Here is a 21507-nt window from a genome sequence, read left to right on the forward strand (position 1 = left end):
TCTCTATGCGAAATATAGACTCCAAGCGTGGAGACGCTTTGTACGAATGTTGTTAAACAAGATGAGGAGGGTTCAAATGTCTAAGCTGTATCGAAAGTGTTTGAGTGTGGTGATGGCCGGCGTGCTTACCGCCGGGGTGTTGGCAGGCTGTGGAGACAGCAGCCAGACCGCTGGGAGCACGGACAAATCGGCCAAGCCAAGCGATGCCAGTGCGGCGGCAGCGAAAGAGCCGTTAAAGCTGCAGTTTTTGGTGCCGTCGTATGCGGATGTGCCGAACATGAACGATGAATATTGGACGGAATGGCAGAAGCGGACCAATACGCAGTTAAATGTAGAATGGGTTCCATCCGGTGACTACGATACCAAGTTTGACCTGGTGCTGGCTTCCGGCAACCTGCCGGAAATTATCGTATCCACGAATATTACCCGCCCGACGCTTCTGCAAGCGATTAACCAAGGTGCATTTTGGGATTTAACACCGTTCCTTGGCGACTTCAGCAAATATCCGAATATGAAAAATAATGCCGGACCTAACGTTTGGAATTTTATGAAACTGAACGGAAAGATTTACGGACTTCCGCGTAACCGTCCTCAAATCGATTTGGGCATCAAGATGCGCAAGGATTGGCTGGATAAGCTGAACTTGCCGGTGCCGACGACGATTGACGAGTATGCGGCTGATATGAAGAATATCGTGGACAGCGATGTGGATGGCAACGGCAAAAAGGATACGGTGGGCCTGATCGGACACGGTTTCTTGTTGGCTGACGGGGATGAAACGTTCTCAGGGGCATTCGGAGGTCTGGACCCTGTCTATGATAAAGACGGCGGTCTAATGAGAAATTATCTGACTCCGAATTATACGGAAATGGTGAGCTGGTTCCGCAAACTATACGCCGACGGCATTCTTGCCAAAGAATTCTCGTCGATGAAGAAAACGCAAGCCGAAGAAATGTACGCTACAGGACGGGCGGCTTCGTATGTGCGCAATATTTGGCGCGATTATTCATGGGAGCAGGAGAATAAGAAGACGCAGCCAGATGCGAAAGTGATAACGCTTCCTCCGCTCAAAGGACCGGGCGGCGTAACGGTCAGCTTGGCCAATCCAACGTTCGGCGCATTCTATATTTCCAAGAAAGTGCCAGAAGCGAAAGTGAAGCAAATCCTCGATTATTTTGAGAAGACGACAACTCCGGAGTACACCGATTTCAACTATTATGGTATCGAAGGCGTGCATCATAAAGTCGTGGACGGACAGCCGATGTTGACGGATCTGGGCGTCAAACAAGTGACGACCAATGCCAACCAAGTATTCTCACTGGCGTTTAACAATAAAATGAAAGTGCTGAATCCATCAGCTCCTAAGGCTTATAATGACGCCAAATTGAAAGAAGTGGAAGTGTACGGACAGGTAGGGAAGCTCAATCCATTCTCCATTATTAACTCGAGCACATGGACCAGCGTTTGGCCTAAATATGAAAAAGAGTGGCAGGCCATGGTGACGAAGGCTATTGTCGGCCAAATTACGATGGACGAATATAAGAGCTATGTCGATAAGCTGAACGAAAATCCGGACTTGAAAAAGGCGTACAAGGAATTTGCCGAAAGCTACAAGCAATATTTTGGAAAGTAGAACATGGAGAGGTCGGAGAGGTCGCAAAGGCAGTTTGTGGCCCTCCTCTTTTATTTAGAAAATGAGTTCTAATCGGCCGAAGGGATCGCGCCTGGTAAAAGCGAAGTATACTGTTCAGTACATACATGCTATATGATGTGGGGGGCTTTATGTTTAACTGGATTACACTCATTCGTCAGTCAAGTTCCAAGCATATCACGAATCAGGGCAAGTATTTGTATAAGCTTATTTGGCTTGGTTGCATCTCAGTTTGCATCCCTTTAATACTGGCAAGTGCCGTATACTATCAATTTTCCATGAAGCGGACCCAGGAGCAGATTATGAACGAAAGCACGTCGTCGCTGTCCTCGATGAAGGATCGGTCGGAGCGGGTGCTGCAGTCGATTGAGCAGGAGTCCCTACAGCTCGCCGTCGATCCTATTTTGACGGACTTCTTCATTGATCCGAACAAGAATGACAGCTGGCTGTGGCATCGGGATTTTTTGGATAAAATTAATTTGGTCAAAAACAGCGACAGCTTCGTGAATGAGATTTATTTTTATAATACGAAGGAAAATGTAGTCTTATCGAACCGCTATGGGGCCATTGAGAAGGAAAACTATCCGTATGAAAAGGATATCGATCAAATCCTCCAAGAGGGAAATATTTCTCGATGGTCTTATATGCCTTCTGCGCAAAAAGATGGGTACGTGACGTTCGCACGGGTCCTCCCGAACACGGGAGGGACGCAAGTAAAGGGAGTTCTTGCTTTTGAAATTGAGAAATCCGCTTTCAGTGCGTTTATGGATCCGGATACGTATCTGCTTCCAGTCGAGCAGAATTTATTTGTCATCCACCAAGTGCGTGTGCCAGGGAGCAGCGAAATCGGCTATGAACAAGCAGTATCTTTATTAAGAAGTTTGCCAAGCATCAACGGAATCATGGACTTGAGCGCGAACTCAGGCAGCTTCTTGGCGAAAGGGATTGACGGAGACACGGCCCACTTCTTGTATACCAAAAACATTTATGGCCGAATTTACGTAACCATTGTACCGGAGCAAATCATTGCTAATCAGCTTAATTGGATTCGGGGCGTTACGCTGCTGTTCTTAATTATTTTTATTTTCTTTGGCGTGCTGCTGACTTACTTTAACTCCAAGCGGGCGTATAATCCGATCGGGCAATTGATCAAGCACAGCAAAGAGCTGCGCATCGGACACATTCAAAATAAAGATAACGAGCTCGATTACATCAAAGCATGTTTGGACTTCCTGAATAAGGAGACAGAAAAGTTAGGTGGTTTTATGGCAAGCATCCAGCCGACGCTTAGGGAAAAATTCCTTCAGCAGTTGGTGAATGGGGAATATTTGAGGAAAGAGCCTTTATTGCGCGATTGTGAAGCTAACGGCGTTTCCGTACATTCGACGAATGTCGTAATTATTGTAGACGCTGACAATCTGGCGAGAGATAAGCGCTTTCGTCCTGAAGAAAAAGGGATCATCGCTTTCGTTATCTCCAATGTTATGCAAGAACTGCTGCAAGCAAACGCCAATATACAGGGATATGTCATCCCTGACAAAGGTAGAGGGGTCGCGCTGCTGCAATTTAGCGTGGATATCGAGCAGGAAACAATGCATCGAATGGCCTTGGACTATGCGCAATCGGTCTGTATTTCGCTGGAAAAGCACCTGTCCATCAAAGCTTCGGCAGGCGTCGGGCGGTTTTATTTTCACATTGAGGATGTGCCTGTTTCGTGTAAAGAGGCAGAGAGTGCATTGCAATACAGAATTTTCCATAAGACGGAAAGTGTGCTGTTTATTGAACAGCTTGAGAATGAGAAGAAACAGGCGTCGAACCGCTATCCTCGTGAACATGAAACCTCCATTATCAGTTCCTTGGAGCAAGGGGAGTCGGATGGAGCGGTGGAAGGGTTGGCGGCTTTTACGGAAGCGATCTGCGCCTCACAGTCTTACCGGTTTATTTATCAGAGCTATCACCTTCTGCTCTCTGCATTAATCACATCGTTAGAGAAGCAAGGGACGAATCTGCTTGATCTCTTAGAGCATGATTGGTATGGGCATCTGCATGCCATGCACACGTCGGAGGAAATTGCCGATTGGTTTGCAGGTACTTTATTCCCGAATTATATATTGATTACTTCACAATGCCGCAATGATTCCGGGCAATCCGTAATTCAGCAAGTGTGCCGGCATATTAGGGATAATTGCGGCAGTGATCTGTCCCTCGTGCAGTGTGCCGACCAGGTTGGGCTTAGCCCCTCCTATTTAAGCCGACTGTTTAAAAAAGAGATGGGTGTTAACTTCCTTGACTACGTCGTAGAATGCAAAGTTGACGAAGCCAAAAGATTGCTGGCGGAAACCGATCAAAACGTGAGCGAAATTGCGATCGCCGTAGGCTACTCGGAACGTAACTTGAACCGTATTTTCCAGCGGTTTATGAAAATGTCGCCAAGCGCCTTCCGTACAAGACAGCGTTGAGGAAATTGCATAGATAGAACCGTGACGATGACGGGATGAGGCGCCGATTTGGAGGTACGATGAATACCTGCCGTGAAGAGGCGCCTCTTATTGTGAACGGCCAAAATGATCTTTATTCCGAAGGAGGATGACGTATGGGTGAAAAAAATGAGCTCACACTCCTCAGATTACCTGACGATGCGAAAGCTTATCATGAATCGATTAACTGGGCGGTTCAATATTTGCAGGAAATGTGCGTAAGCAAGGGGATTCGCATGAGCGAAGCGTCGACATTGCTCGTTGAGAACGCAGGCTTGAGCCTTCGGCTTACTCCCCCGGAAGAAGCAGTGGAGGGCGATACGTCCGCAGTAAGCGGTGCTTTTAGCATGCATTGGACGGAATCGGAGACGTCCAAGATTCTGGACATTACTGGAAGTGACACCCAAGGCGTCATGTATGCCATTCTGGAATTAGCTGACATCATTCGATATGCGGATGATCCGTTGGAAGCATTGAAACAGATCAAGCCCCACTCCGATCGTCCGGCTTCCCCTGTAAGGTCTGTAAACCGCATCTTTGCCAGCGAACAGGAAGATAAGATTTGGTTTCACGATCGCAACTTCTGGGATGCCTACTTGACTGAATTAGCGACGCATCGCTTTAACAGGTTCCATCTTGCTCTGGGGATGGGATATGACTACGGGCATGATCCTGGTGTGCAGGATAATTATTTTTGCTTCCCTTATCCTTATTTGATTACGCTCCCTGAGTATGATGTCAAAGTGCAAGGGCTTCCTGACGGCGAAGTGGATCGTAATTTCAGCACGCTTCTGTATATTGGCCAAGCCTGCCGGCGGAGGGGCATTCATTTTCAACTGGGGCTTTGGACGCATGCTTATGATCCGAGCGACAGCCCGAATGCCAGGTATGTGATAACGGGCTTGAACGCAGCGTCTCATGCGGCATATTGCCATCACGCGCTGCGCAAGCTGCTGCAACAATGCCCGTACATTGACGGTGTTACGATCCGTACCCATTATGAGGGAGGGATACCGGAGCCGGCAGAAGCGTTCTGGCAGGAGGTTTTCGCAGGCATGGCTGCTTGCGGGCGACGAATAGAACTGGATCTCCATGCCAAGGGGATCGACGATGTCAGAATGCAGGCTGCGAGGGAGGTCGGGCTGCCTGTCGTGGTATCTCCGAAATATTGGGCGGAGCATATGGGCCTCCCCTACCATCAAGCTGCGATCCGCAGCATGGAGCTGCCGGTAGAGCGGACCGATCGTGATGACCTGATGTCGATCACAGCAACGTATCGCAGATTTACACGATACGGCTATGCAGATTTTCTCAAGGAGAAGAGAGACTACGACGTATTGTTCCGTCTTTGGCCAGGCACACAAAGGCTGCTGCTTTGGGGAGATCCCGCAATCGCAGCGGGTTATGGGGCAATGGGGACGTTGGGCGGAAGTCTCGGCGTTGAACTATGCGAACCGCTATCTTTTAAAGGCAGAAAGAATTCGGGTTCGGTAGGCGGCAGGGAGGTCTATCAAGATCGTACGCTTCAATTAAATGGTGAAGAGTGGAAAAAATACGAGTATAGCTACCGGCTGTGGGGCCGTCTGCTGTACAATCCGCAAGCCGAACCCGCTTCGTGGCGCCGATACACCAAATCCCGGTTCGGGGCGGCTGCCGAGGCTTGTGAGCAAGCTTTGGCGCATGCAAGCCGAATTTTGCCGCTGATCACAGTCGCGCATATGCCTTCGGCGGCGAACAACGTCTATTGGCCTGAGATGTATGCCAATATGCCGATCGTCGCCGGGGGCGATCCGTCGCCCTATGATTTCGACACACCGTCGCCCAAAACGTTCGGTGCCGTAAGCCCGGCTGACCCGGCGCTCTTCTATGGCATCAACGAGTATGTCGCCGATCTAAGCAACGGATCGCTTAGCGGCAAGCTCTCACCGCTTGGCGTGGCGGACCGCCTGCAGAAGCTTGCCGAGCAAGCAGAGGTCGCTATCGGTCAAGCCTATGCCAAAGTGAGGGATGCGGAAGATCCTGTCTTCCGACGCTGGGCGACGGATGTCGAGGTTCAGGCAGGGCTGGGGACATTTTTCGCTGCCAAATTAAGGGCAGGAGTGGCGTACGCCCTGTTTGAACACAACGATGATGAGCAGTGCCTGGAAGCGGCCATCCGCTCTTACCACTTGGCCAAGGAAGCCTGGATGCATATCGTTTCTGTAACAAGAGGCGTGTACAAAGAGGATATCACGTTTGGGGTTGTGTCCTACATGCGCGGGAACTGGGCTGCGCGAATGACGGATATTGATACGGACTTGGCGGCGATGGAGCTTCTTCGGCGAGGTGCCATTCCACTATCCACTCGCCAAGCGGTGAGCCAGCTGCTGGAAGGTGAAGCCTTTGACCGCTACCAGCTTACGCATACACCGCCTGCAGGTTTCGATGCTGGGACAAAGGTTCGCTTGCTGGCTGAGGTGAGAGCAAGCGAGTCTGATAGAGAACCTACGGTTATTGTGCACTATCGGCATTTGAATCAAGTCGAGGCTTATCGGCAAACCGAGGCACAGCGAACAGAGAGCGGGTTTGTCGCTGAAATCCCCGATGCCTACACAGACTCACCGTATCCAATTTTGTACTTTTTTGAAGTCCGCGATTCTCATGGCGCAGCTTGTTATTTGCCGGGTTTTAACGAAACCCTATCCAATCAGCCGTATTATTTGATTCACAGCAGCTCGTAATCACGAAGCAGGAACGACGGGAGCTTTCCTATTGAATGGGAGAGCACCCGTCTTTTTTTCACGAGCTTTCGGACAGATTTTGCCGCAAAGACAATAATTGACTATAGCGAGTCGGAGCCGGTGATCCTCAAGAATTGTCTATTGGCTGCCTGCAACCCCGAGCCTATACTAAATCGTGTAATGGAAGGGTTTTCAAAACAAAAGAGAGGTGCATGATGATGCAATCGACGGCAGGGCTTTCAACGAAGGGCGTTACGCAGGCCCGTTCCCGCAGCTGGAGACAATTGGCCCGGCACAAATACGTGTATTTGCTTGCTTTACCGGGCGCTCTTTATTTTATTTTATTTAAATTTGTTCCGCTGTGGGGGCTGCTGCTGGCCTTTACAGAGTACAACCCGTACGCGGGGATTAGCGGGAGCGAATGGGTGGGGATGAAGCATTTTGCCGAACTGTTCACGGATCCAAGCTTCTATTTAATGCTCCGGAATACGTTTGCCATTAATATTTTCGGCTTGATCTTTATGTTTCCGGTTCCGATTGTGCTTGCGCTCATGCTGAACGAAGTGCGGCACGAGGCTTTTAAAAGATTCAATCAATCCATCGTTTACTTGCCGCATTTTTTGTCCTGGGTCGTTGTTGTCAGTCTTACGTTTTTCATTTTGTCTTCGGATGTCGGCATTGTGAATAAAGTCATCACAGGCTGGGGGTACGAGCAGATTGCCTTTCTTTCCAATCCGAATTATTTCTGGGCGTTGATTACGGCGCAAAATATGTGGAAGGAAGCCGGATGGGGAACCATCATCTTTTTGGCAGCTATGGCAGGCGTAGATCCTCAGCGATATGAAGCTGCAGTTGTGGACGGTGCCACAAGATGGAGACAAATCTGGCATATTACACTGCCTGCAATCCGGCCAACCATTATTATTTTGTTAATCCTGCGCTTAGGGCATATGGCCGATGTCGGCTTTGAGCAAGTGCTGCTGATGATGAATCCGCTGGTTTCCTCTGTAGGCGAAGTATTCGATACGTATGCGTATTCGATCGGCGTGCTGCAGGGTAAAGTCAGCACCGGTGTGACCGTCGGCATGTTCAAAGGCGTGGTCGGCCTGATCCTGGTCATGGTATCCAATTACATTGTAAAAAAACTGGGGCACGAAGGGATCTACTAACAACGCGCTTCACGAAAAGGAGGCTGGCACGATGAGTTTCGTTGCTAAAAAGAAGTTAACTTTGTTCGACTACGTGAATTATTCACTGTTGGCCATCATTTCTCTGGTCTGTTTGTTTCCGTTTCTTTATGTGTTCAGCGTTTCGTTCACCGATCCGAAGGTGTATGTTCCGTTAAAATTTTATTTATTTCCCGATAAATGGTCGTTGTCAGCTTATAAATATATTTTATCGACGAACAGTTTCATTCATGCGCTGAAGAGTACGGTGTTTGTTACCGTGGTCGGGACGATTCTGAATCTGATTGTATCCTTCAGTTTTGCATATGTGCTTACGAAGAAAACGCTGCCAGGCAGAGGGGTTTTGCTTGGCGCTGTGGTGTTCACCCTTGTCTTCAATGCGGGCATTTTGCCAAGTTATTTGCTGATCAAGCAGCTTGGTCTGCTTAACTCCTATTGGTCGCTCATTTGGCCGACGCTGACCAGCGCATGGAGCCTGCTCGTGATTAAGAGCTTCTTGGAGTCACACCCGCCTGAGCTGGAAGAATCGGCCCGAATCGATGGGTGCACGGAGATTGGTGTCTTTCTCAGGATCATTATTCCTTTATCGATGCCGGCAATTGCCGCCTTCATGCTCTTTTTTGCCGTGTCGCATTGGAACACGTATTTTAACGCGCTAATTTATATATCGGATTCTAAAAAGTGGACGCTCCAAGTGTTGATCAAATCACTGGTCATTGATTCCGACTCCACGGGCGTCGGGCAGGCTGGAGCAGGCGGTGACGACCGGATCGTTCCGCAGGAAACGATACGAATGGCCGCCATCATGCTGGCGATGGTTCCGATTCTGCTGGTCTATCCGTTTTTACAGAAGCACTTTGCCAAAGGCGTTATGCTCGGTTCAGTCAAAGGTTAGGCTAGCAGTCCAACATTCCATGGATAAGGAAGGTAAAGAGGATGAATTTGTCAACGGAAAAGGCCGTAATCGGCTTTATTGGCTTAGGCGTTATGGGCAAAAGTATGGCCCGCAATCTTATGAAAGCAGGATACCGGCTTCATGTCTATAACCGGACTAAAAGCAAAGCGGACGAACTGCTGCAGGAAGGAGCGGTTTGGCATGATAGTGCGGATGGCGTAGCCCAGCAAGCGGATGTCACGATCACGATGGTGGAATATCCCCGGGATGTTGAACAGATCGTCCTCGGTCAGACGGGCGTTCTGGCAGCAGCCAAGGAAGGGGCAGTGCTCATTGACATGACCACCTCAAGCCCGGAGTTAGCTGCGCGAATTTATGAAGAGTGTCTGAAGCGCGGAGTACGGGCGCTGGATGCTCCCGTCTCCGGCGGCGATATCGGTGCGCGGGATGGCAAGCTATCGATCATGGTCGGTGGCGATGAAGAGGTGTTCGAAGCAGCTCTACCCGTGCTGCAGGCTATGGGTTCCAATATTGTGTATCAAGGCAAGGCCGGTGCCGGACAGCATACCAAAATGTGCAACCAAATTGCCATTGCCGCCAATATGATGGGTGTATCCGAGGCGTTGGCTTATGCGGAGCGTTCCGGACTGAACCCGACGACCGTCTTGAAAAGCATCGAAACCGGGGCGGCCGGCAGCTGGTCGTTAAGCAATCTGGCTCCCCGGATCATTGCAGGGAATTATGCGCCTGGGTTCTATGTCAAGCACATGATCAAGGATCTGGGCATTGCGCTGCAAGCAGCCGAATCCATGGGGCTCGAAGCCCACGGCTTATCGCTGGCTAGAACGTTATACGAACGTTTGGCGGAATCCGGAGAGGCGGAAAGCGGTACGCAGGCGCTTATTAAATTATATAGGGCAGGAACAATAGCATGATGACGAAGACGGGAAATTATTTGAAGATCGTATATGATAATAACGATGAACTGGTTCAGTTTGGCGTAGCGCAAATGAAAAAAAGTTTGACGGTCAAAGGTTCGTTCTATGTCGAACAGTTCAGCGGACAAGGGCCTGTTATGGAGCCTGAGAAGGGCATGGTCATCCAAAAGCTGCGCCAGCCCAAAGGAAGCGGAACCGATGAGGAACAGAGCTTCCGAATTGCCCGTCGAGGCGACTTGATCCGTATAGAAGGAGTCGATTCGCGTGGGCTGATGTACGGCTGTCTGGAATATGCCGAACGGCTGGCGCGCGGAGCGGAGCTCAGAGATGGCGAGGAGCTCCGACGCAAGCCCGCATTGCGATTGCGAGGCATCAAGTTTAATCTGCCCTACGCGCCTTTTGACTCCGGGGATCCTTTTGTCCTGAACGAGAAGACGTGTATGGATATCCGGTTTTGGCAAGCGTATATCGATATGCTCGCTTTAAACCGGTACAACTGCCTCAGTTTATGGTCGGAGCATCCGTACCACTTGATGGTTGTTTCTCCGGCGTTCCGAGCCGCCAACCCTTACAGCGATGCCGAGATCGATCGCAATATCCGGTTTTTCCGCGAATTGTTCCGTTATGCTGCCAGCCGGGGCATCGATGTCTACTTATTTACGTGGAACATTCGCCTCACGCCAGAGGTGGCTCGCGGTCTTGGACTTCCGGAAGCGGTAGGGGACTTCGGGAATATGTACGACCATCTCATTCACCGTGTCGGATATCCGCTTAACCGTTATCGGGGTCAATCGGAGCTTATCCGTGATTATGTTAGAGAGATGGTGCTGCAGCTTCTCCTCACCTACCCTGAGCTCAAAGGGCTGGGGACTTCAGCGAGCGAATGGATGGATGGCAGCGGATATGAACGGGAGAAATGGATTGTCGAAACCTACGTGGAAGCGATCAAACAATCAGGCAGAGAAATCCCCTTCATTCATCGTACGAATATGCAAAACGCCGGAAAAGAAATTAAAGACATGGTTCAAACCCAGTTCGATCCGTCTCAATTCCATATCAGCTGGAAATATTCCAACGCGCACTGCTACTCCCATCCGGAACCGCAATTCGAGAACCTGTGGGGGGCCTGGGAAGGCATTGATTTGGAAAATACGAACATTTTATTTACCGTTCGAAATGACGATGTGTTCACCCACCGCTGGGGCGACCCTGAGTATGTCCGGAAATATGTATTAGGGATGCTCAAGCCTTATGTGAAGGGCTTTTATTGGGGAGCTGACGGTTATTTGTGGGGGAAAGATTTTCAGCATGTCGATCATGGACATAAGACGTGGACGTATGATTTCGAGCGCCATCTGTTCCAGTTTCAGTTATGGGGTCGCCTGTCCTACGATCCGGAGACGGACGATGCGACTTGGACGCATCTTCTGCAAGCGCACTATGGCACGGATCATGCCCCTCTATTCTTGGAGGGCTTGCGCAGCGCATCTGCAATCATCCCGGCCGTAAACCGTTTATTTTGGATCGATTACGACTTTCAATGGCATCCAGAAAGCTGTTTATCTGAAGTTACCGGGTTCAAAACGATCGCTGATTTTATGAGCTCATCGCCGATGCCTGGTGTCGGGGTCATGTCGATCGCGGATTTCGCCAAGGCGGAGCATGAGGGCAATACAGAGGAGGCTATTCTAGCCTATCGTGAGACACCGAATGATATCATTGCAGCTTTGCAGCAAGCAGCAGTTCAAACCGAACGGGTTGCTGCGAAGCTGCAGCAAGATTTGGGCGAGCTTTGCTGCTCTCATGCGGCCTGCACGCTTTACGATTTGTTGGCTTATGTGGAGATGGCCAGATATTATGCGTGTAAATTTCAAGCCGCACTGGACCTGAACCGCTTTCTGCTCAGCGGAAGCGCTTCGTTTCAATTTCATGCGGTTACGCTGCTGGAGCAAGCAGCCTTGCATTGGGAAAAGCTGGGCCACTACTGGAGCCTGCACAACAAACCTTACTTCATGGCCCGGGTCAAGCGGACCTTCGGCTACCCTTATTATCTGGAAGACGTGCGCGCCGATGTGGAGCGGGCCAGGAGGCTTCAAAGGCAGCACAGCGAAGAGGCATAGAAAGGAGATTTGCGCTTGAAAAAAGTGGAGCTTCTATACGGTAAAGGCGTGATGCCGATCGAGGTGCCGGATGATGCGGTTGTGATCGAGCCTCGCCATATCAACGGGCTGAAGGATGAACAAGCAGCCGTGCTGGCGGCATTGCGCAGCCCGCTGGGAGCGCTCCCGTTGAAGCAGACTGTAAAGTCTACGGATAAAGTGGCGATCGTCATAAGCGACCTGACAAGACCGACCCCCAATCATAAGCTCGTTCCTTGGATATTGGAGGAGCTGTCGCACGTTCCGCCGGAGCAATTTGTGATCATCAACGGAACGGGCACGCACCGTGACCAGACCCGAGAAGAATTTATACAAATGTTGGGGGAACAGGTTGTTGAGCGGATTCGTGTCATCAATCATCACTGTCAGCATGCCGAAGAGCTGACGAAGGTCGGGACGAGTACATTTGGCTGCGACGTTTATTTGAATAAGGCGTATGTAGAAGCGGATATTCGTATCGTCACCGGATTTATCGAGCCGCACTTTTTTGCCGGGTTCTCAGGCGGGCCTAAGGGCATTATGCCGGGAATTGCCGGCATTGAGACGATCCTGACCTTTCACAATGCGCGCATGATTGGAGATCCGCTTGCCACATGGGGGAATATGCATAACAACCCTCTGCAGTTGATGGCTCGTGAAGTCAATCATATGTGCAAACCGCATTTTGTGCTGAACGTGACCTTAAATAAATATAAGGACATCACGGCCGTGTTTGCCGGGGAATTGATAGAGGTCCATGACAAGGGCTGCGCATTTGTTAAGGAGCATGCGATGGTTCCAGTCGCGGAGCGGTTTGATGTCGTTATTACTTCGAATTCGGGTTATCCGCTTGACCAGAACCTGTACCAAGCAGTGAAAGGAATGAGCGCTGCCCATAAAATCGTAAAGCAGGGCGGGGCCATTATTTGTGCAGCCGAATGCTCCGACGGCATACCCGATCATGGGCACTATGCGGATATATTGAAAATGCGCAAAACGCCCCAGGAACTGCTGGCGCTCATCGAGGACCCCGCATTTCAGCGGTTCGATCAATGGCAGGTTCAGAAGCAGGCTGTAGTGCTGACTTGGGCCGATGTGTACATGCGTTCGGAGCTTTCGGACGAAGCAGTTCGGAACGCCATGCTAAAGCCAATTGAAAGCATCGAATCGGCATTAGCGCAGCTGCGGCTTACATACGGCGAGCAGATGTCGGTGGCTGTTCTGCCCATGGGACCTCTGACTATTCCTTATGTGCGGGATTAGCGGGGAAGGAGCCGTATGTTATGCAAGGTTTTGCTATTCTTCTTGGCTTTAACATGCTAGGTATCGCTTTGCAGCAAGTGGCCCATGTTCCACTACCCGGTAATGTGATCGGGCTGATTTTGTTTACGCTTTCGCTGTTTACCGGTCTGGTCAAGCTGGAATGGGTTGAGAGCAGCTCGCAATTTCTGCTGCGGCACATGCTTGCTTTCTTTGTGCCCTATATCGTGGGCATCATAGCTGTCTGGCCGCTGATTCAGAGCGCGCTGCTGCAGGTTGCCGTCAGCCTCATCGTCAGTACGCTGGCCGGCCTCTTAATCAGCGGCTGGGTGACGACTGCTATGCTGAAAAAGAAGGGGGCTGCTTCTCGTGGATAGTTCGATTTTTCAGCAGCCGATGTTCGGCATTTCCTTAACGCTCGTCGTCTATGCCGCAGCGCAGTGGCTTCATGGGAGATGGCCTAAGGTCCATCCGTTATTTGTCACTTCGCTCGGCATTATCGTGATCCTGCTGGTGTGCCGAATTCCCTATGAGGCCTATAGAGTCGGCGGAGATTCAGTAGCACTGCTTTTGGGACCGGCCACCGTAGGCCTGGGTGTCCCGCTGTATAAGCAGATGAAGTCCATCCGCAGCAACCTGGCGTCTATTTTTGCCGGACTCACGGCAGGATCCTTGAGCGCGCTTATTTGTGCGGGCGGCTTGGCTTGGAGCTTGGGCGCGGCCAAGAGCATCTGGGTCACGATGATACCCAAATCGGTGACAACGCCAATCTCTGTTGAAATCGTCCGCCACTTAGGCGGCGTGCCTGAATTGGGCGTCATTGTGACCACCTTGACCGGCTTGATCGGCAGCATGATTGGCCCTGAGCTGTTAAGAAAGTGCGGTGTCCGCAGCGACATCGCCATAGGAACTGCGATCGGCACAGCCTCTCATGGCATCGGGACCGCCAGGCTGGTCAAGGAATCGGAGCTGCAAGCCAGCGTGAGCGGATTTGCTATGGCGGCGACGGGGATTCTCATTTCTGTGCTAGTAATCCCGTTATACTGGCTGCTATAAAGATTTTAATGAAAGTACTTAGGCTGCTCGATGAGCGGCTTTTTTTATTTTGTTGACTAATGGGAACGAACATTCCCATTTGGTGTTTTTTCATAAAGCTTATATCACTTCCAAGCTGAAAAGTTGTAAAATAAAACATGGACATGCTGTGATAAGTAAAACTTTGATATGGAGGATCAAATGACAGAAAATAATCATTCCCTTTCCTCAATGGAACCGACGAACAAAAAGGCCATGATCATGGCTATCTTATTTTTGATTATTGCTATTGCAGGTCTAACCTACGTCAAATGGTGGCCTTATTATTGGAAAGCCATCGATGCAGCAACCAAGCATTCCCTCGGGGCTTCGATCATTACCGGCAAAAATCCGGTCGCCCCCGATCCGTCTTGGCAATCAGCCTGGGATTATGCCCTAGCCTATTACAAATCCGTATGGAAAGCTGCCGTCCTGGGGATTATGCTCGGTTCGCTGCTTCAGGTGCTGCTTCCATCCGGGTGGCTGTATAAAGTTCTTGGCAAAACGTCCTTCGGCAGTACGTTCGTCGGAGGCGTCGCCGCCATTCCCGGCATGATGTGCACTTGTTGCGCAGCTCCGCTGGCAGTAGGCCTGCGGAAGAAGAACGCGTCCGTAGGGGCCAGTCTGGCCTTCTGGCTCGGCAACCCGACCCTGAACCCGGCTACTCTGGTGTTCATGACCTTTGTTCTGTCTTGGAAGTTCACACTGATCCGTCTCGCCTTCGGAATCATCTTAACCTTCGGCGTTAGTTACATCGCTAACCGTTTTGCCAACGCCAACGATAAGGTGCCGAAGAGCTTGTCAGACGCACAGAAGGCAGTAGAAGTAGAACAAGCGCGCCCATTACTGAACAGATGGCTGCGCAGTGTAGGGGCGATGATTTTGCACATCGTTCCCGCGTACATCATCTCGGTTCTGCTGATCGGCGCATTCCGAGCATGGTTATTCCCAGCAATGGGTGAAACCCAAGTAGCCGGTATTCTGCTCATCATAGGCTTCGCGGTTGCCGGCATGCTGTTTGTCATTCCGACGGCTGCGGAAATTCCGATTATTCAGACCTTCATGTCTTTCGGGCTAGGAACAGGTCCGGCAGCTGCGTTGTTGCTGACATTGCCTTCAGTCAGCTTGCCTTCACTGCTAATGGTTTCCAGATCCTTTCCGAAGAAAGTTCTCTTGTTTGTTGCGGCTTCCGTCGTTGTACTTGGGATTTTGAGCGGTATTATCGGTGCGCTGGTCTTATAAGACTGCCAATTTAAATGATTCTGTAAGCACCCAGACTTAATCTCCAGATGAGCATAAACTTAAGTAGTATTAACGAGCTGCTTACAGGAGGAGATTATTTTGAGTGATATGAACATCGAAGGCTGTCCAGCCCCTCAGAACATTACATTGGTTCAACGGCTGCAATCGCTGGTGGGTCGGACGGTAACCGTATTCCAGCCGGGATTTCCGCAACTGACCCAAACGACAGGCAAGCTTGCCAACGTGACCGCTTCTTCTTTTACTGTCGGATCAACGGTCGTCGTTATCCAAACCTCTTTCTTTATCGTGCTGAAAGAACGTGTAAGAACGACTAAGCCCTTTGATGTGACGGCCACCGCGGAAGATATCGGTGAGCTGCACGGGAAGTTGATACGCGTAGGCAGAGGTTTCATCGAATTTGTGCAAATGCCGGGCCGCATCGTGCCAACGCTATTTCCGTTAAATATATTTACTAGCGTTGTTTGCGAACGCGAACATGAGGAATAAGCCGCACTAAGAATAGACCGTGTTTAGCCGATGTAAGGGCTAGCCACGGTCTTTTTGTTAGGCGATGTCAAAAGGAGTTGCCGATTCGGAATTGCCCAGGCGTGCTGTTTTCGAATTTTTTAAACACTTTGAAGAAATGCCGCGGATTCTCGTAGCCAACAAGCTCTGCAATCGTGTTGATGGGCCAATCCGGATTCTCTTGCATGATTTGCTTGGCTTTGGCCAAGCGAAACGTATGCAAGTAATGAAGAAAGGTGAGTCCCATCTCCTTGCGAAACAACATGCTGATGTAGCTGGGGTGCATGTTCACATAATCGGCTACGACATCGAGCGATAAATCCTGCTTATAATTTTGTTCCACGAAAGCAATGATTTTATCAATGGTACGGATGTTCGGCTGATGCAGCTGGGTACGATGCAAATAGCGGATAAGCTCTCCAAGGATCTCCGCTATTCGGACATCCTCCAGCATGCTGCCGCCGGCTGAAAAGAGCTGGGCGGCGACTTGGTCTCCCCAGATCGCTTCAGGCGTTAAGCCGACGTTCTGCACATACAGTCCGATGCAGACGAGAAACTGCTCGCGCAGCTTGCTTTGGCAATCGCTGCCAGAGAAATAGAGGAGGATCGGCTGAATCTCCTTCTCGATCTGCTCAATCGGAATTTGCTGCTGTATGGAATGCTCAATATATTGCACAAGATTATCATAGCGGCCGGTTATGTTCCCCGGTTTCTGTTTGGTGGGGCCATAGCTGCCAAAATATCTTTTGAACAACAGGGAGGCCATTGCTTCCATATACAGGCTGCGTAAATCTAGCTTGTCATCTTGGCTTTCACTGGCCCCTACGCAGCAGCCGCGCTCAAGCATCTTCTCCGCGCCTAATAAATCGCCGCATGCTTGCTGCAGCTCAGCGTCCGTCACAACATGGTCCCCAGATGCAATGAGAATCGTTTGCCGTAAAAAATGTGAGTGAATGTTATAGATTTTTTTGCAAACCAGTTTTAAAGCTTGCAGGATACCGTCGAGTTGTTCAGGCGCCAGTTGAGGTTCATTGTCGTATGCCTGGAAGATGATGACCGTTGTAGACGGATAAGGAAGGAGAAGCTCTAGTTGTTCAGGTTTGATGGGTAATTCTTCAAGCGGCGTATGGTACAACATATGTTCTTTGAGCAGCAGCAAGTCGTGCGCGGTGGTTCGTTCCTGCTCCTCCTGAATAGCACGCCCGATTGTACCCAGGAGGCTAATGAGTTCTTCCTTGTTAATCGGTTTCAACAAATAATCGATGACATGATAGCGCATCGCTTGTCTGGCATAAGCGAAGTCGCCGTAGCCGGTCAAAATAACGAAGCGATTGCAAAGGTTTCGATCTTGGATTTCCTTAATGAGAGCGAGTCCGTCCATTTCGGGCATATGAATATCCGTAAGAATGAGATCGGGCTGAAAGCAGGTTAGCTTTTCCAGTGCATCGATGCCGTCGGAAGCGCCCACGATTTCCATAAAAGGGGTATGCGCTTTCTGGATCATACGGATGATTCCGTTCAAAATAATTGGTTCGTCATCGACTACCAATAGCCTCATTGTACGGCCTCCTTAGCTAATTTGAGCAGACATGTCGTTCCCTCGTTCAGCTTACTCTCCATATGAATACCTGATCCCTCACCATAAAACATTTTTAAGCGTTCGTTTACATTCATAATGCCAAGGCCGCCTTCGCCCTTGTGCAAAAGTTTGCCGTCCAGTTTCCCATTCAAGACGCCTTGAATGAGGGCGAGGCGCTCCTCTCCGATGCCTGTACCGGAATCGCTCACAGCAATGTACATGAACGTAACATCATCCCAAATACGAATCGAAAGCGTGCCTTGCTTGCGGACATTCGCAATCCCGTGAACAATGCTATTCTCAATGATCGGCTGCAGGATATAGTGGGGACAAAGAAAATCGTCGATAGCCGCTTCGATATCCAAAGATACTTGCAGTCGATCTACGAGTCTGATTTGTTGAATTTTGATATAGTCCTTTACATTATCGACTTCTTCCCGCAAGGAAGTTTCGCTTTTCGCTCCAGACAAGCTGTATCGAAATAGTTTGCCCAGCGTATAGGACATTTCGGCCGCTTCCGGGTCATCGTTCGTTTCCGCGATCATGCGTATGGATTCGAGTGTATTGTATAGAAAATGAGGCTTGATTTGCGCCTGCATCATGAGATAAGCCGATTCCTTCCGCAGCATTTCCGAACGATGCACGGTATTGACCAGCTCGTCCATCCGCCTGATCATCGCGTTATAAGAGGAGGTTAGATGCCCGACTTCGTCTTTATTAATCTCGCCGCGGTATAACGGAAAATAGTTCTCGTCAACCTGACGCATATGCTTGGAAAGCTTCAAAATGCGCTTCGTAATCGAGCTGGCAATTAAATAATAGATACCAGAAAGCAGTAACAGAAGGAGGGCGACAATTAAAACGAGCACATACTTGTTTTTTTTAATCCCGATAAAGACGTCGTCCACTTGCTCCATCATCACAAAATGCAGCTTAAGGCTGTCTGCGTAAAACGATTCAATCAACACTTTATTGCCGTTAATCGTTTGATACGCATACTTCGCATTCGTTTGGGATGCATCAGCCAGAAGGGCTTTCTGCGAATCCTCGGAGAGAGGAATCTTTTCAGTATAAGAAATGATCTGATTATCGTGATCAAGCACGTATAAATTGCTGCGATTGTTCAAATTGAGCGATTCAAATAACGGTTTAATTAAATTAGCGGTTACCTTGATATCGAGAAGGCCGATGTCTTGCTCAAAGTTCCGATTCCCAATTTTGTGAAAAAAATGGAGATTGATGTCTTGATCCGATCCCGTATTGAACGTGATCCACTTTCCTACACCAAGCGGAAGCTTTTTGATGCTTTCCCCTAGTTTAAACTCTTCCATCTTGGCCATTTCAGGCCGAAACACCATCCCATTCTGCTGTTCCATATAAATCGTCATACTATCAATCAGTCGGTTGGATGACAAAATATAAGAGAATAAGGGTCTGATGTAAGTCAAAAAATTGGATACTTGCTCGTAATCGCTCCGGTAATTCTCGCTCAAATAGGCAATCGTGTTCGAATTGTTTTGAAAAAGCTGGTAAGCGGCCTCGATCTGTACCGTGCTTACGGTGATATTGTTTAATACTTGATTGACAATCTTCTGCCTGCCTTGCGCGTATTCTTCGAGAAAGCTGTTGTAGTTGAGATTATAGAGGAAAAGACCGAATGAAAGAATCGGAATGAAGATGATGATGATATAGCCGATGGCCATTTTTTTTACAATCGATAAGTTCTGATAGCTGAATGCAGGCTTCGGTTTCACGAATTACACCACCTTATAAATGGACACTAGGGCTTGAAAATGATCACTATAAATATTTTCCAGCCTCCTATATGATAAGTTGTGTAAGCGCTTAATAAACAGCGCATCAGTCATCGTCTTGAGGGGGAGTATCATGAGTATAGCACTTAAAATGATAAAGAAAAACTGGCAGCTCTATTTGATTCTTTTGCCTTCGCTTGTTTATCTGATCATTTTTAAATACGTGCCGATGGCCGGGGTGCAAATTGCTTTTAAAAACTATGTGGTTACCAAAGGAATATGGGGAAGCGATTGGATAGGCTTCAAACATTTTGTGGACTTCTTCCATTTGCCGATATTTTGGAGAGTTATCAAAAATACGGTGCTGCTTAGCTTGTACGCTCTTCTTGTCGGATTCCCGGCGCCGATCCTGCTTGCCCTGGCTTTGAATGAATTGAAAAACGGAATTTTCAAGCGGACCGTTCAATTGGTTACCTTTGCACCTTACTTCATTTCAACGGTCATCATGGTTTCAATCATCATGTTGTTCCTTTCCCCGCAGCTTGGCTTCGTCCATCTGTTAGCCGATAAATTCGGATTTCCAGCAGAAAATGTAATGTCAAAGCCGGCGTATTTCAAAACGGTGTATGTCCTCTCCGATGTTTGGCAGTTTACGGGATATGCCTCCGTCATTTACATTGCGGCATTGGCAGGAGTAGATCCGCATTTGTATGAGGCGGCGAAGGTGGATGGCGCAACACGGTTTCAACGGATGAAACATATTGACTGGCCGAGCCTGAGGCCAACGGCTGTCATCTTGCTTATTTTGAATGCAGGGCAAATCATGAACGTTGGATTCGAAAAGGTGTACTTGATGCAAAACGCCATTAATGTCGGAGCGTCCGAGGTTATCTCTACTTATGTATACAAAATGGGCTTGGTCGGAGCAAACTTCAGCTTTTCCGCAGCTGTCGGACTCTTCAATGCGATCGTGAATCTGCTGCTGCTTATTGTCGTCAACTATGTGGCAAGGAAAAATTCAGAGACAAGCTTGTGGTAGGAGGGAAGGCTATGACTCAACCAGAACAGACACTGTCGTTGGAAGCGCGAAAGCGACCTGCCCGCATTCAAGAGAACATGATCGACCGATTCTATTTGTGCGGTGTGTACTTGTTTTTGACAGTTTGTTTAATTATTGTTGCCTATCCGCTCATCTACATCGTGAGCTCATCATTCAGCTCCTCGTCAGCCGTCATCTCAGGCAAAGTGTGGCTGCTTCCGGTTGAACCGACGCTTCGCGGGTATCAGGCGGTATTTCAAAATCCGCAAATTTTGACGGGGTACAGTAATTCTCTATTTTATCTTTTCTTTGGGACACTGCTTAGCGTGACGCTGACGATCACAGCGGCTTACCCCTTATCACGGAAGAGCTTGTATGGGCGCAACCTGATCACGGCGCTGTTCATTTTTACGATGCTGTTCAATGGGGGGTTAATTCCTTATTACTTGACCGTCAAAGGATTGGGCATGCTCGACACGAGGTGGGCGATGATTATTCCTGGTGCCATTTCGGTATGGCAAGTTATTCTGGCGAGAACGTTTTTCCAGACATCGATCCCATCGGAGCTAACCGAGGCTGCGCATTTGGACGGATGCGGCGACTTTAAGTTCCTGCTGCGCATCGTCATTCCGCTGTCTAAACCGATTATTGCCGTTCTTGTGCTCATGTATGCTATTGGCTACTGGAACTCCTACTTCGAAGCGTTGATTTTTCTCAAATCAGCTCGTTTATATCCGCTGCAGCTCATTTTACGCAACATACTGATTCTGAACTCCATCGACCCCACGATGGTTAAAGATGTCAAGGAGCTTGCGGATCGGCAAGGATTAAAAGAACTGCTTAAATATTCGCTAATTATCGTGGCGAGCGCACCTGTCCTTATCCTGTATCCGTTCGTGCAGCAGCATTTTGTGAAAGGGTTGCTGATTGGCTCTCTGAAAGGGTAACGCGTTAGCTATCGAAAGGAGGGATGCGGAGCACAGCGAGCAGATGTTGTTCTCTTATGCATGCAGGTCTATGAAAAACAA

General features: G+C 49.2%; 16 protein-coding genes. 14 read left to right on the forward strand and 2 right to left on the reverse strand.

What is annotated here, in order from left to right; translation table 11 throughout:
- Positions 1-76 precede the first annotated feature (76 nt).
- The 12 genes from O9139_RS11570 to O9139_RS11625 all read left to right on the forward strand — a co-directional run bounded on the left by O9139_RS11570 (position 77) and on the right by O9139_RS11625 (position 16089).
- Complete coding sequence (locus tag O9139_RS11570; RefSeq protein WP_270879631.1) at positions 77-1633, forward strand: type 2 periplasmic-binding domain-containing protein; 1557 nt, start codon at positions 77-79, stop codon at positions 1631-1633.
- A 149-nt stretch (positions 1634-1782) separates the two neighbouring features.
- Positions 1783-4110, forward strand: a complete 2328-nt coding sequence (locus O9139_RS11575) for a helix-turn-helix domain-containing protein (RefSeq protein ID WP_270879632.1) — start codon at positions 1783-1785, stop codon at positions 4108-4110.
- A gap of 134 nt (positions 4111-4244) precedes the next feature.
- On the forward strand, positions 4245-6848 hold the full coding sequence (locus O9139_RS11580) for a hypothetical protein (protein ID WP_270879633.1): 2604 nt from the start codon (positions 4245-4247) through the stop codon (positions 6846-6848).
- A 215-nt stretch (positions 6849-7063) separates the two neighbouring features.
- Positions 7064-8017: an ABC transporter permease gene (locus tag O9139_RS11585; RefSeq protein ID WP_270879809.1), complete on the forward strand. Its 954-nt coding sequence runs from the start codon at positions 7064-7066 to the stop codon at positions 8015-8017.
- 31 nt (positions 8018-8048) lie between these two features.
- Complete coding sequence (locus O9139_RS11590; protein ID WP_270879634.1) at positions 8049-8930, forward strand: carbohydrate ABC transporter permease; 882 nt, start codon at positions 8049-8051, stop codon at positions 8928-8930.
- A 23-nt stretch (positions 8931-8953) separates the two neighbouring features.
- The gene (locus tag O9139_RS11595; RefSeq protein ID WP_270879810.1) at positions 8954-9865 is read left to right on the forward strand and encodes an NAD(P)-dependent oxidoreductase; all 912 of its coding nucleotides are present in this window, start codon (positions 8954-8956) and stop codon (positions 9863-9865) included.
- Entirely contained in the window at positions 9862-11988 is a 2127-nt protein-coding gene (locus O9139_RS11600; RefSeq protein ID WP_270879635.1) for a hypothetical protein, read from the forward strand. Before O9139_RS11595 ends, O9139_RS11600 begins: the two co-directional genes overlap by 4 nt.
- A gap of 15 nt (positions 11989-12003) precedes the next feature.
- Complete coding sequence (larA, locus tag O9139_RS11605; protein WP_270879636.1) at positions 12004-13269, forward strand: nickel-dependent lactate racemase; 1266 nt, start codon at positions 12004-12006, stop codon at positions 13267-13269.
- 20 nt (positions 13270-13289) lie between these two features.
- Entirely contained in the window at positions 13290-13643 is a 354-nt protein-coding gene (locus O9139_RS11610; RefSeq protein ID WP_270879637.1) for a CidA/LrgA family protein, read from the forward strand.
- Positions 13636-14322, forward strand: a complete 687-nt coding sequence (locus tag O9139_RS11615; protein WP_270879638.1) for an LrgB family protein — start codon at positions 13636-13638, stop codon at positions 14320-14322. The genes O9139_RS11610 and O9139_RS11615 overlap by 8 nt, the downstream gene beginning before the upstream one ends.
- A 180-nt stretch (positions 14323-14502) precedes the next feature.
- Positions 14503-15582, forward strand: coding sequence for a permease (locus tag O9139_RS11620; protein ID WP_270879639.1), 1080 nt, complete (start codon positions 14503-14505; stop codon positions 15580-15582).
- Positions 15583-15690: 108 nt separating this feature from the next.
- Complete coding sequence (locus tag O9139_RS11625; protein WP_270879811.1) at positions 15691-16089, forward strand: hypothetical protein; 399 nt, start codon at positions 15691-15693, stop codon at positions 16087-16089.
- Between the two features lie 67 nt (positions 16090-16156).
- On the opposite strand, the gene O9139_RS11630 is transcribed toward O9139_RS11625, so the two are convergent.
- Both O9139_RS11630 and O9139_RS11635 read right to left on the reverse strand, forming a co-directional pair.
- Positions 16157-17665, reverse strand: a complete 1509-nt coding sequence (locus O9139_RS11630; protein WP_270879640.1) for a response regulator transcription factor — start codon at positions 17663-17665, stop codon at positions 16157-16159.
- Positions 17662-19440, reverse strand: coding sequence for a sensor histidine kinase (locus tag O9139_RS11635; protein ID WP_270879641.1), 1779 nt, complete (start codon positions 19438-19440; stop codon positions 17662-17664). Before O9139_RS11635 ends, O9139_RS11630 begins: the two co-directional genes overlap by 4 nt.
- Before the next feature lie 133 nt (positions 19441-19573).
- Here O9139_RS11635 and O9139_RS11640 point away from each other — a divergent pair, with 133 nt between their 5' ends.
- Both O9139_RS11640 and O9139_RS11645 read left to right on the forward strand, forming a co-directional pair.
- Complete coding sequence (locus O9139_RS11640) at positions 19574-20479, forward strand: ABC transporter permease (protein WP_270879642.1); 906 nt, start codon at positions 19574-19576, stop codon at positions 20477-20479.
- A gap of 11 nt (positions 20480-20490) precedes the next feature.
- Positions 20491-21426 carry a carbohydrate ABC transporter permease gene (locus O9139_RS11645; RefSeq protein ID WP_270879643.1) on the forward strand — a complete coding sequence of 312 codons (936 nt, stop codon included), beginning with the start codon at positions 20491-20493 and terminating at the stop codon, positions 21424-21426.
- The last annotated feature ends 81 nt before the right edge of the window (positions 21427-21507 follow it).

Origin of the sequence: Paenibacillus aestuarii (genome assembly GCF_027789125.1) — a bacterium.
GTDB lineage: Bacteria > Bacillota > Bacilli > Paenibacillales > NBRC-103111 > Paenibacillus_E > Paenibacillus_E aestuarii.